The 12496-nt window shown below is 59.3% G+C and carries 12 protein-coding genes; 7 read left to right on the forward strand and 5 right to left on the reverse strand.

Annotated features, from left to right (window positions below; genetic code table 11):
* Nucleotides 1-160: 160 nt before the first annotated feature.
* On the reverse strand, nt 161-2575 hold the full coding sequence (ybbP, locus tag AC4IBF_RS16390) for a putative ABC transporter permease subunit YbbP (protein WP_136195302.1): 2415 nt from the start codon (nt 2573-2575) through the stop codon (nt 161-163).
* Complete coding sequence (ybbA, locus tag AC4IBF_RS16395; protein ID WP_008499319.1) at nt 2572-3258, reverse strand: putative ABC transporter ATP-binding protein YbbA; 687 nt, start codon at nt 3256-3258, stop codon at nt 2572-2574. The genes ybbP and ybbA overlap by 4 nt, the downstream gene beginning before the upstream one ends.
* Between ybbA and tesA the strand changes: the two genes are divergently transcribed.
* From tesA to AC4IBF_RS16410, 3 genes are read left to right on the forward strand one after another with little or no spacing between them, the layout of a single operon-like run.
* Nucleotides 3229-3852 (forward strand): multifunctional acyl-CoA thioesterase I/protease I/lysophospholipase L1, encoded by a 624-nt coding sequence (tesA, locus tag AC4IBF_RS16400; RefSeq protein ID WP_032661743.1) that lies wholly within the window; start codon nt 3229-3231, stop codon nt 3850-3852. The two genes, ybbA and tesA, sit on opposite strands and share 30 nt — an antisense overlap.
* A gap of 28 nt (nt 3853-3880) precedes the next feature.
* Nucleotides 3881-4651, forward strand: coding sequence for an SDR family oxidoreductase (locus AC4IBF_RS16405; protein ID WP_491462966.1), 771 nt, complete (start codon nt 3881-3883; stop codon nt 4649-4651).
* Between the two features lie 58 nt (nt 4652-4709).
* Complete coding sequence (locus AC4IBF_RS16410; RefSeq protein WP_023310624.1) at nt 4710-5564, forward strand: co-chaperone YbbN; 855 nt, start codon at nt 4710-4712, stop codon at nt 5562-5564.
* Between the two features lie 51 nt (nt 5565-5615).
* On the opposite strand, the gene fetB is transcribed toward AC4IBF_RS16410, so the two are convergent.
* Entirely contained in the window at nt 5616-6398 is a 783-nt protein-coding gene (gene fetB, locus AC4IBF_RS16415) for an iron efflux ABC transporter permease subunit FetB (protein ID WP_111963376.1), read from the reverse strand.
* Nucleotides 6391-7062, reverse strand: coding sequence for an iron efflux ABC transporter ATP-binding subunit FetA (gene fetA, locus AC4IBF_RS16420; protein WP_136195299.1), 672 nt, complete (start codon nt 7060-7062; stop codon nt 6391-6393). Before fetA ends, fetB begins: the two co-directional genes overlap by 8 nt.
* A 143-nt stretch (nt 7063-7205) precedes the next feature.
* Here fetA and AC4IBF_RS16425 point away from each other — a divergent pair, with 143 nt between their 5' ends.
* Genes AC4IBF_RS16425 through AC4IBF_RS16435 form a run of 3 tightly spaced genes read left to right on the forward strand, consistent with a single transcriptional unit; the run spans nt 7206 to nt 9465 of the window.
* Complete coding sequence (locus tag AC4IBF_RS16425) at nt 7206-8057, forward strand: hypothetical protein (protein WP_143344778.1); 852 nt, start codon at nt 7206-7208, stop codon at nt 8055-8057.
* Between the two features lie 44 nt (nt 8058-8101).
* Nucleotides 8102-9016 (forward strand): SPFH domain-containing protein, encoded by a 915-nt coding sequence (locus AC4IBF_RS16430; protein ID WP_008499312.1) that lies wholly within the window; start codon nt 8102-8104, stop codon nt 9014-9016.
* Nucleotides 9013-9465, forward strand: a complete 453-nt coding sequence (locus AC4IBF_RS16435; protein ID WP_032656590.1) for an NfeD family protein — start codon at nt 9013-9015, stop codon at nt 9463-9465. The genes AC4IBF_RS16430 and AC4IBF_RS16435 overlap by 4 nt, the downstream gene beginning before the upstream one ends.
* Here the strand turns inward: AC4IBF_RS16435 and cueR are convergent.
* Nucleotides 9462-9872 carry a Cu(I)-responsive transcriptional regulator gene (gene cueR, locus AC4IBF_RS16440; RefSeq protein ID WP_288462981.1) on the reverse strand — a complete coding sequence of 137 codons (411 nt, stop codon included), beginning with the start codon at nt 9870-9872 and terminating at the stop codon, nt 9462-9464. The two genes, AC4IBF_RS16435 and cueR, sit on opposite strands and share 4 nt — an antisense overlap.
* A gap of 108 nt (nt 9873-9980) precedes the next feature.
* On the opposite strand from cueR, the gene copA reads away from it, so the two are divergent.
* Complete coding sequence (copA, locus tag AC4IBF_RS16445; RefSeq protein ID WP_491462967.1) at nt 9981-12479, forward strand: copper-exporting P-type ATPase CopA; 2499 nt, start codon at nt 9981-9983, stop codon at nt 12477-12479.
* Nucleotides 12480-12496: the final 17 nt, after the last annotated feature.

The following is a 12496-nucleotide window of genomic DNA, read 5'->3' on the forward strand; positions in this document are numbered from 1 at the left end:
GCTAAGTATTTAGCGGGTGAATATTAACTGGAAATAATCGGGCCGTGTGGTCGGTTTTTTAATGTTTTGTGCTACTAAATGAGTGGGTATTATCACTTTGTGCCATTTTAATACTACGCGCCGGAATTAAAAACCGACGCGTAATTATCACAGTGATAAATCAACTGGCAAACTGACGGAACAGGGCTTTGCCCTTTAGCAGCCGCGTGCCGAGCCAGCCTCCGCAGAGGGAAAGCAGCCCCGCGCCGCACAGAGGCAGGATCAACCAAAGACGCCAGTCAGGCTCCCAAGGGAAGTCGAAGACCTTTGTCTGCAGCACCGCCAGCGCCGTCTCTGCGCCAATGGCGGCCACCAGACCGGCCACCAGCCCCAGCAGCGCAAACTCGCTCCAGAGCGTCATTCGCAGCAGCCGCTTTCCGGCCCCCAGCGTGCGGTAAACCACCAGCTCCTGATGGCGCTGGCGCATGCCCACCTGCACCTGGGCCAGCAGCAACAGCACGCCGCAGATCGTTACCAGCACCACCATGACCTCCAGCGCACGGCTCACCTGCTCCAGCACCTGCCCCACCTGTTTGAGGATCGCGCCGATATCCAGCAGGCTGACCGTCGGAAACTCCCGGTTGAGCTGGGTCAGCATGCCGTTGCCGTTTTCCCAGCGGAAGCTGGTCAGCCAGCTCTGCGGCTGCCCGTCCAGCGCCCCCGGCGGGAAGATAAAGAAGAAGTTGGGCCGCAGGCTTTCCCAGTCCACTTTACGCAGGCTGGTGACCTTCGCGGTAAAATCCTGGGTATCGCCGGTAAAGGTGACGCTGTCCCCCAGCTTCACGTTCAGGCGCGTCGCCAGCCCCTCCTCCATCGACACCTCCCCCGCTTTTGGCGGCCAGGTGCCGGCGGTTATCGGGTTGTGGTCAGGGCGTTTCTCCTGCCAGGTCAGGTTCAGCTCGCGGTTCAGCGACTCGTCCTTGTTCCCCTCCGTTGGCTGCCCGTTGATCTGCGTCAGACGCGCGCGAACGATGGGATAGAACGACTCGGGGATGATGTGATGCTCCGCCAGGAAGCCCTTCAGCGGTGTAACCTGCTCAGGGGCGATATTGATCAGGAAATAGTTCGGGCTTTCCGGCGGAAGCTGCTGCTGCCAGCGATCGAGCAGATCGCCGCGCAGCACCAGCAGCAGTGCCAGCAGCATAAACGACAGCGAGAACGCCGACAGCTGGCTGAGCGTAGACCAGGGCTGGTGCAGCAGACGGTTGATCGCCAGGCGCACGGGCAGGGATTTTACCGTCACCCTTTTCAGGAGGTTAAGCAGTATCCAGCCCAGCACGCCGCACAGCAGCGCCAGCACAACCGCCCCGGCCAGCACCGCCCACAGCAGCGTGCTGCCGCCCATCAGCCACGCCAGCAGCCCCACCGCCACCGCAATAATCATCGGTAGGTAGAACTTCAGCGGCCAGACGTTCGCCACCACATCGTTGCGAAGCACGCGCAGCGGCTGCGTGGCGAGCAGCAGGCGGTAAGGCCGGAGCCCCACCAGCACCGAGATCACCGTCATCGCGCTCAACGCCCACAGCCACGGCCAGAGGCTGGCCGGCGGCAATGCGGCCGGGAGCACCGGTTTTAGCATCACCATCAGCAGTTTTTCAAACAGCAGCCCCATTATTCCGCCGGTCAGCGCCGACAGGATCAGCAGCATCAGCCACTGGCCGACGATCAGCTTGCGCAGCTGCGCCCGGCCCGCCCCCAGGGTTTTGAGGATCGCCACCAGGTCGTAGCGGCTGCGGCAGTAGTGCCCCATCGCCACGGCCACCGCCGCCACCGCCAGCAGCAGGGTCAACAGGGCCGACAACAGCAGGAACTGCTGAGAGCGCTCCAGCGATTTACCGAGCGCCCCCTCGTCCTGCTCCAGCCCGAACCAACGGTGCTCTGGTTTGAGCTGCGGCAGTAGCCATTTTTCATACGCGGCAAGCTGGGCGGGCGTGCCGCCAAACTTATAGCGCCAGGTGACGCGGCTGCCCGGCTGTACCGCATGGGTGGCCGCGACATCAGCGGTGTTCATCAGCAGGCGCGGCGCAAGCTGGAACGGGTTAAACCCAGAGTCAGGCTCCTGCACCACTTCCCCGGCGATTTTCAGCGTGGCGTCGCCGACGTCGATACTGTCTCCAGGTTTCAGGTTCAGCAGCGCCATCAGACGCGATGCCAGCAGCACCGTACCGGGCGTCGGCTTTAATCCCGGCGGGCTGGTCTGTAAGTCACCGTACATCGGGTAGATATCATCGACGGCCTTGACGCTCGCCAGCTGCGGCGTGTCGCCCGCGAAGGTCATGGTCTGGAAGGTGATTTGTTCCCCCACCTTCAGCCCTTCTTTGCGCGCTGCTTCAATCCAGCCCGACGGCACGGGGCGGGAGCTTTCCAGCGCCCTGTCTCCCGCCATAAACTCCCGGCTCTGCTGGCTGAGCCCTTTTTCCATGCGGTCACTGACGCTGCCGAGCGCCAGCACGCAGGCCACCGCCAGGCTGAGCGCCAGCCAGACAATCAGCAGCGAGGGCGAGCGCCACTCGCGCCAGAACCAGCGGGTAATCATGCTTCCTCCTGCAGAACGCCGTTCACCAGCCGCAGGCGACGGTCGCAGCGCGCCGCGAGCTGCGGATCGTGGGTCACGAGGATAAGCGTAGTGCCGTGCTCGCGGTTGAGCGAAAACAGCAGGTCGGCAATCCGGTCCCCGGTTTTACGGTCAAGGTTGCCGGTAGGCTCATCGGCAAAGAGCACCTCAGGGCGGCCGTTAAACGCGCGGGCCAGCGCCACGCGCTGCTGTTCACCGCCGGAAAGCTGGGCGGGAAGATGGTCGAGACGTTTACCCAGACCGAGCTGTTCCAGCAGCGCCTTCGCGTGAGCGCGACTTTCACGGCTATTTTCACCGCGCAGCAGCGCCGGGAGCTCGACGTTTTCCAGCGCGTTCAGGGTCGGGATCAGCATAAAGGACTGAAAGACAAAACCAACGTGACGCGCGCGCAGCGCGGCCCGCGCCTCTTCATCGAGCTGATGCAGCGGCTGCCCGACAAGGTGGACCTCGCCGCTGCTGCCGTCGTCCAGACCGGCTAAAATCGCCAGCAGCGTGGACTTGCCGGAACCGGATTCGCCAATCAGCGCGATGGTTTCAGCGCGTTTGACAACGAGTTCAACTCCGGTAAGGATGGAAAGCTCGTGCTCCCCCTGACCGACGGACTTCTTAAGATGATGAACTTCAACACTGTTTTCCGCTGGCATTTGCCCTTCCTGTTTTTGATTCTGATGACCTTCCGCGCGGCGGCAGCGGACACGTTACTGGTTCTCGGCGACAGCCTGAGCGCAGGCTATCGCATGGCGGCCAGCGCGGCCTGGCCCGCCCTGCTCAATGACAAATGGCAGAGCAAAACGTCTGTAATCAACGCCAGCATCAGCGGCGATACCTCGCAGCAGGGTTTATCGCGCCTGCCTGCGCTGCTCAAACAGCATCAGCCGCGCTGGGTGCTGGTTGAGCTTGGCGGTAATGATGGATTGCGCGGTTTCCAGCCTCAGCAAACCGAGCAAACGCTGCGCACCATTCTGCAGGACATCAAGGCGGCAAACGCCCAGCCGCTGCTGATGCAAATTCGCCTGCCCGCCAACTACGGTCGTCGGTATAATGAGGCCTTTAGCGCGATCTACCCCAAGCTTGCCAAAGAGTTTGATATTCCGCTGCTGCCATTTTTCATGGAAGAGGTCTATCTCAAACCCCAGTGGATGCAAGACGACGGGATCCACCCCAATCGCGATGCGCAGCCGTTTATTGCCGACTGGATGGCAACGCGGCTGGCTCCTTTAGTTAAACATGACTCCTGATTAAGCGGAGATCCTGACAGGTAAAGTTATGCAAAAATCGGTCTTAATTACAGGATGTTCCAGTGGAATCGGCCTGGAAAGCGCGCTCGAACTGAAGCGCCAGGGGTTTCGGGTTCTGGCGGCCTGTCGCAAACCTGACGACGTCGAACGCATGAACGGCCTGGGCTTTATCGGCGTGCTGCTGGATATGGACTCGCCGGAAAGCGTTGAACGCGCCGCCGATGAGGTGATCGCACTGACCGCTAATCGTCTGTACGGGCTCTTTAATAATGCCGGCTACGGCGTGTATGGCCCGCTGGACACCCTCTCCCGCGAAACGCTGGAGAAGCAGTTTTCGACCAACTTCTTCGGCGTGCATCAGCTCACCATGCGTCTGCTCCCCGCGATGCTGCCGCACGGTGAAGGGCGCATCGTGATGACGTCGTCGGTGATGGGACTGATTTCCACCCCGGGCCGCGGCGCCTACGCCGCCAGCAAATATGCGCTGGAGGCCTGGTCCGACGCCCTGCGCATGGAGTTACGCCACAGCGGCATTAAGGTCAGCCTGATTGAGCCCGGCCCGATCCGCACCCGCTTTACCGAAAACGTGAACCAGACCCAGGCGGATAAACCGGTCGAGAACCCCGGCATCGCCGCGCGTTTTACCCTCGGGCCAGAGGCGGTGGTAGCCAAAGTGCGCCATGCTTTTGAGAGTGAACATCCCAAAATGCGCTATCCGGTAACGCTGGTCACCCACGCCGTAGGCTGGTTAAAGCGCCTGCTGCCGGGCCGGATAATGGACAAAATTTTGCACGGTTGAGTTGAAGCGACGACGCTCATCCCCATGTAAAGAACAAACCGACAAAAGAGAAAGCCGCATGTCCGTACAGAATATCGTCAATATCACAGAAGCTAACCTGCAACAGACTCTTGAACAGTCGATGACCAAACCGGTCCTGTTCTACTTCTGGTCTGAACGCAGCCAACACTGCCTGCAGCTGACGCCGGTGCTGGAAAGCCTTGCCGCCCAGTACAACGGTCAGTTCATTCTCGCGAAGCTGGACTGCGACGCCGAGCCGATGGTCGCGTCTCAGTTTGGTCTGCGCGCCATTCCTACCGTCTATCTGTTCCAGAACGGCCAGCCTGTTGACGGTTTCCAGGGGCCGCAGCCGGAAGAGGCGATTCGCGCCCTGCTGGATAAAGTGCTGCCGCGCGAAGAAGAGCTGAAAGCGCAGGAAGGCATGGCGCTGATGCAGGAAGGCAAATACGACGAAGCGCTGCCGCTGCTCAAAGAGGCGTGGCAGCTGTCGAATCAGAACAGCCAGATTGGCCTGCTGCTGGCGGAAACGCAGATCGCCCTGCACCGCTCAGAAGACGCGGAAGCCGTACTCAAGACGGTTCCGCTCCAGGATCAGGACACCCGCTATCAGGGGCTAGTTGCACAAATTGAGCTGCTGAAGCAGGCGGCGGACACCCCTGAAATTCAGCAGCTGCAGCAGCAGGTTGCCGACAACCCGGCCGATGCCGCGCTGGCAAGCCAGCTGGCGCTGCAGCTGCATCAGGTGGGGCGTAACGAAGAAGCGCTTGAGCTGCTGTTCAGCCATCTGCAAAAAGATTTAGCCGCCGCGGACGGTCAGGCGCGCAAGATGTTCCAGGAGATCCTGGCCGCGCTGGGCACCGGAGACGCGCTGGCGTCGAAGTATCGTCGTCAGCTGTACGCGCTGCTGTACTGATAAAAAAAGCCCGGTGGCGGCTTCGCCTTACCGGGCCTGGAAAAGCCGATATTACCCCATCTTTTTCAACTGCGTCACCACCAGCTGGTGGCGCGCGTTGTAGAACTTCCGATAGGTCAGGTAGCAGGCAATGATGGTCGACAGGCTTGCCGTGGAAAGCAGCATAAACGTCACCATGATCTGATACTTAATCGCTTTTACCGGATCGATACCGGCAAAAATCAGCCCCGACATCATGCCCGGCAGGCTCACCAGCCCCACCGTTTTGGCGGAATCCACGGTCGGGATCAGCGATGAGCGAATGCTCTCGCGAATCAGCCGCGCCGAGGCCACTTTTGGCGTCGCCCCCAGGCTTAGTTTCTCCTGCAGCTGCTGCTGTTCGCTGCTGAAACGCTGGCCGAGATTGTTGTAACAGAGCCCAACGGCCACCATCGCGTTCCCCGCAATCATCCCCGAGATAGGGATAACCTGCATCGGCGTAAACTCAATCGAGCCGGAAAGTACCAGCACCGCCAGCGTGAGCGCCGTTCCGGTGGTAATCGCGATAAACGACGAAACAAACGCCTTATCGATGTATTTACTGCGCTTTTGCGCATTCCACGCCGCGTTAAAGCAGATAAAGAGCACCATCAGCAGCGTCAGCACCGCGTGGTTAACGTTGAAGATATACTTCAGCACATAGCCGACGATGATGAGCTGAACCACCGCGCGGCAGATACTCCACACGATATCTTTTTCCAGCCCCAGCTTTTCCCGGTAGCTAACCACAATCGCAATCAGCACCAGCACCATCGAAAAGGCCAGAGATTCGTTGGTAATATTATGTTCACCCACGGTTCGCCTCCTGCATTTTTCCGCCGTGCGGCTGGAGCGTAATCACGTCATCCGCATGGGTTATTTCGTTAGCGTCGTGCGTCACCCACAGCACGGCAATGTTCTGCTCCCGGGCGTAACGATGAATAATCTCATTAACGTTGCGCTTGTTGACGTCATCGAGCGCGCTGGTGATTTCGTCCAGCAACAACACCTTCGGTAAAAACTGCAGGTTGCGGATCAGCGAGACCCGCTGCTTTTCGCCGCCCGACAGCGCGTTGATGGATTTGGTCAGCGTGTCCTGCGCCAGGCCAAAGCGGGCCAGATCGTTGATAAACTGTTCCGGCTCCGGCGTTTTATTGCGAATCTGCCACGGGAAAATCAGGTTGTCGTAAACCGTATCGCCAAAAAGCACGGGCGTTTGCACGCAGTACGAGACCTGCTGGCGATAGCTTTCCGGGGAAAGCGACGCGATATCCTCGCCTCCAAACAGAATGGCTCCCTCCGTCGGGCTGAGGAGTGACGCCACAATTTTCAGCAGCGTGCTTTTCCCACAGCCTGAGGGACCCGTGATTAATTTAAACTCGCCCGGCGACAGGCTAAACCCGACGTGCTGCAGGATCGTGTTTTCCCCGACTCGAAACCCGACGTCCCTGAGATGCAAAAGGTTTTTTTTATTGTTCATTGCGCTTCCGTTAACCGCTTCGTGTAATAACCGCCTGTAGCATAATCCTTTCGCCCGCACAGCGCGAATAGCCTCACGTTGAAGCAAGTGTTAAACTTTTTGTTTATAAATTGTCACCACCATCACTACAGGAAGTATGCAGCATGGCACATATCTTTTATGAGTTTCCCTCCCTGAAGCCTGGTGTTCCTGATGTCGAAACATTAATGGAAGTCATCAAATCGTCGGAGCTCACGCGGTTTGTGATAGGTGCAGAGGTGGTGGACTTTGTTAAGAAGGCGCTCATCGTGAACACCACGATCGGCAGCTTCAAAAATTGCTATTTCGCCTTCGACAACGGAACACACTTCCTTGAATTTGATGGTCAAGGCAAATCAAAACGCTTCAATGAGGTGCCGGACTGGTTCGTCTCTCCGGCGGAATTTTCACGCACCCAGTGGCTTATCAACCACGATCTTGCGGATGTGAAAGCCACCCGGTTCATTGAGGTCCTGATGTCCTATCCGCTGAAAGCGCGCCGTGCGCACTGTAATTTGTTATTCGGGCTGGAGCTGGAAAAGGTGAATGCGGTTCCGGCCGCGGCGTCAGCGGCAGGAAAAATCGGCAATAAAAACGGAAAAACCACCAAGCCCCGCGTCACCGATCTGGGATCGTTCGAGCTGTTCAGCCAGTTCTTTGCGCGCATGAAAACCGCCGTGCTGGCCGATGAGTTCCCTACCCTGCAGGTCCTGACGGGCATGGATAACCTGGCAAAAGCGCCGCATAATTTAAAGCAGGGTATCAGAACCTGGTTTAAAGCTATCGCGGGCGACCTTCCACCGAATAACAAACGCGTTGAGGCGGGAAATGCCGTTCTGTTCTGCGCCCCCATTCGCGAACAGATCCAGCGTATCGAAGCGCTGGGGCTGGAGAATTACTACCAGGGATTATCGAAAGCCATTGCCGAAGCGGGTGATGGATTCATCTCTGACTTTACCTATACTTACGAGCAATAAACGCACACTTTCACTCGTCACAGCATGCAAAACAGGAGGTTTTTATGCTTATCGTTGTTCCTGTCCTTATTTTCGTTGCGCTGGTTATCGTGGGCGCAGGCGTCAAAATTGTCCCTCAGGGCTATCAGTGGACCGTCGAGCGTTTCGGTCGCTACACCAATACCCTCCAGCCAGGCTTAAGCCTGATTGTTCCGTTCATGGACAGAATTGGTCGCAAGATCAACATGATGGAGCAGGTTCTGGATATTCCGTCCCAGGAAGTGATCTCCAAGGATAACGCCAACGTCACCATCGACGCCGTCTGCTTTATTCAGGTGATTGACGCGCCGAAGGCGGCCTATGAAGTCAGCAACCTGGAGCTGGCGATCGTCAACCTGACGATGACCAACATCCGTACCGTGCTCGGCTCGATGGAGCTGGACGAGATGCTTTCCCAGCGCGACAGCATTAACACCCGCCTGCTGCACATTGTCGATGAGGCCACCAACCCGTGGGGGATCAAAGTCACCCGCATCGAGATCCGCGACGTGCGCCCACCGGCGGAGCTGATCGCCTCCATGAACGCCCAGATGAAGGCCGAGCGAACCAAGCGCGCCTACATTCTGGAAGCCGAAGGGGTACGCCAGGCGGAGATCCTCAAAGCGGAAGGGGAAAAACAGTCGCAGATCCTGAAAGCAGAAGGCGACCGTCAGTCCGCGTTTTTGCAGGCGGAAGCGCGTGAACGTTCAGCCGAAGCGGAAGCTCGCGCCACCCAGATGGTGTCCGAGGCGATTGCCGCCGGTGATATCCAGGCCGTGAACTACTTTGTGGCGCAAAAATATACCGACGCGCTGAAAGAGATCGGCTCCGCGAACAACAGCAAAGTGGTGATGATGCCGCTGGACGCCAGCAGCCTGATGGGCTCTATCGCGGGCATAGCCGAACTGATCAAGGACAGCGGAAACGAGCGTAAAAAATGATTGAGCTGATTGTTGCACATCCTCACGCCTTCTGGCTAAGCCTCGGCGGCTTATTGCTGGCGGCGGAGATGCTGGGCGGCAACGGCTACCTGCTCTGGAGCGGTGTTGCCGCCGTCATTACGGGTCTTCTGGTCTGGATCCTTCCCCTGGACTGGGCGTGGCAGGGCGCGCTGTTCGCCGCGCTGACGCTGGTGGCCGCCTGGCTGTGGTGGCGCTGGCTTAACCGGCGGGTCAAAGAGCAGAAACCGGTCGACGCCCACCTTAACCAGCGCGGACAGCAGATTGTCGGCAAGCGTTTTACGCTCGACACCGCGCTGGTGAACGGGCGCGGGCACATGCGGGTGGGCGACAGCTCGTGGCCAGTGGTGGCCGACGATGACCTCAGCGCCGGCACGCGGGTGGAGGTCATTGCGGTAGAAGGCATTACCCTGCGGGTAAAAGCCTGCTAAACGTGGGTTTTACGGTGGCAGCAGCCGGCAAGGTTATCGATAATCGGGCAGTCGGCGCTGTCATCCCCCGGACAGGAGTCCGCGAGCTGCAGCAGCTGTTCGCGCATCGCCTGCAGCTCGACGATGTGGCGTTCAATTTCGGCCACCTTTTCCAGCGTGCGTTTTTTCACGTCGGCGCTGTGACGCTTCGGATCGTTGAACAGATTAACCAGCTCGCCGCACTCTTCCAGATTAAAACCAACCTGTCTTGCCTGGCGCAGCAGCGTCAGCTCATCCAGATGCAGCTGCGTGTAGCTGCGGTAGCCGTTTTCACTGCGCAGCGGCGGCGTCACCAGCCCCTTCTCTTCATAAAAGCGAATTGCTTTGCTGGTTAAGCCGGTTTTTTTTGCCACATCACTGATATTCACATTTCCCCCTTGACCTTCCCCTTGATGGAAGGTTTAACCTTCATAACAGTTAGTGAAAAGCGTTACTCCGGTCAACAACTGACCAAAATATTATACGGGAGTTTTGTTATGTCTCACACTATTGACCTGACGCTGGACGGCCTCTCCTGCGGCCACTGCGTCAAACGCGTTAAAGAAAGCCTGGAACAGCGCCCTGATGTGGAAAGCGCTGACGTGACTATCGATCATGCCGCCGTCACCGGCAGCGCCAGCGCGGATGCGCTGATCGATACCATCAAGCAGGCCGGTTACGGGGCGGAGTTAAGCCACCCAAAGGCTAAACCGCTGGCAGAGTCATCATCCCCGTCGGAAGCACTGACAGCGGCCACTCCTGAGCTTCCGGCAGCGGATGATATTGATGACAGCCAACAGCTGCTGATCAACGGCATGAGCTGCGCCAGCTGCGTCTCCCGGGTACAAAACGCCCTGCAGGCGGTACCGGGCGTCGCCCAGGCACGGGTCAATCTTGCGGAGCGTACTGCGCTGGTGATAGGCAGTGCCTCCGCCGCAGAATTAGTGCAGGCCGTTGAGAAAGCGGGCTACGGCGCGGAGGCCATCGAAGACGATGCCGAGCGTCGCGAGCGCCAGCAGGAAACGGCTATCGCCACCATGAAGCGCTTCCGCTGGCAGGCCATCGTCGCCCTGCTGGTGGGTATTCCGGTGATGGTGTGGGGCATGATGGGTGACAATATGATGGTCACCGCTGACAACCGCACCCTGTGGCTGGCGATCGGTCTGATCACCCTGGCGGTGATGGTATTCGCGGGCGGTCATTTCTATACCAGCGCCTGGAAGAGCCTGAAAAACCGCACCGCGACGATGGATACGCTGGTTGCGCTCGGTACCGGCGCGGCGTGGCTCTATTCGATGAGCCTGAACGTCTGGCCACAGTGGTTCCCGATGGAAGCGCGGCATCTCTATTATGAAGCGAGCGCAATGATTATCGGCCTGATCAACTTAGGCCATATGCTGGAAGCCCGCGCCCGCCAGCGCTCATCGAAAGCGCTGGAAAGATTGCTTGATTTAACCCCGCCGACGGCCCGCGTGGTCACGGACGAGGGGGAAAAGAGCGTTCCATTGGCTGAGGTTCAGCCCGGCATGACGCTGCGTCTGACCACGGGGGACCGCGTTCCCGTTGACGGTAAGATAACCCAGGGCGAAGCCTGGCTGGATGAAGCGATGCTGACCGGGGAGCCTATTCCCCAGCAGAAATCCGATGGCGACGCCGTGCATGCCGGTACGGTCGTGCAGGACGGCAGCGTGCTGTTCACCGCCAGTGCCGTCGGCAGCCACACCACGCTGTCGCGTATTATCCGCATGGTGCGCCAGGCGCAAAGCAGCAAGCCGGAGATTGGCCAGCTTGCTGACAAAATCTCTGCCATTTTTGTGCCGGTGGTGGTCGGTATTGCCCTGCTGAGCGCGGCGATCTGGTATGTTTTCGGCCCGGCGCCGCAGATTGTGTATACCCTGGTAATCGCCACCACGGTGCTGATCATCGCCTGTCCTTGCGCCCTGGGCCTCGCGACGCCGATGTCGATTATCTCCGGCGTAGGCCGCGCGGCCGAATTTGGCGTACTGGTGCGGGACGCGGACGCGCTGCAGCGGGCCAGCACCCTGGACACGCTGGTGTTTGATAAAACCGGCACGCTGACCGAAGGTAAACCACAGGTGGTCGCCGTTACGACCGCTGGCATTACCGAAGAAGAGGCGCTTCGGCTTGCCGCCGCGCTGGAGCAAGGCTCAAGCCATCCGCTGGCGCGCGCCATTCTCGATAAAGCCAATGCGTCTGCCCTGCCGCAGGTGAGCAATTTCCGCACCCTGCGCGGGCTCGGCGTGAGCGGTGAAGCAGAAGGCCACGCGCTGCTGCTGGGCAACCAGGCATTGCTCAATGAAAACGGTGTTGATACCGCCGCGCTGGAAAACGAGCTGAAGGCGCAGGCGTCACAGGGCGCCACCCCGGTTCTGCTGGCGGTGGATGGCAAAGCCGCCGCGCTGCTGGCCGTGCGCGATCCGCTTCGCCAGGACAGCGTGGATGCCTTACAGCGCCTGCACCGTGCGGGCTACCGTCTGGTGATGCTGACCGGAGATAACCCGACCACCGCCAACGCCATCGCGAAAGAGGCAGGAATTGATGAGGTCATTGCAGGCGTACTGCCGGACGGCAAAGCGGACGCCATCAAGAAACTGCAAAGTCAGGGTCGTGAGGTGGCGATGGTCGGCGACGGCATCAACGATGCCCCGGCGCTGGCCCAGGCGGACGTGGGGATCGCAATGGGCGGCGGGAGCGATGTCGCCATCGAAACCGCTGCCATCACGCTGATGCGCCACAGCCTGATCGGCGTTGCCGACGCGCTGGCCATTTCAAAAGCCACGCTGCGCAACATGAAGCAGAATCTGCTGGGGGCGTTTATCTACAACTCGCTCGGCATCCCGATTGCTGCCGGCATTTTGTGGCCGCTGACCGGTACGCTGCTTAACCCGGTGGTCGCGGGTGCGGCGATGGCGCTCTCCTCCATTACCGTGGTAAGTAACGCCAACCGCCTGCTGCGCTTTAAACCGAAGGATTGAACCTTGTACCCGTACGC

Source organism: Enterobacter sp. Taxon_8 (assembly GCF_058354585.1).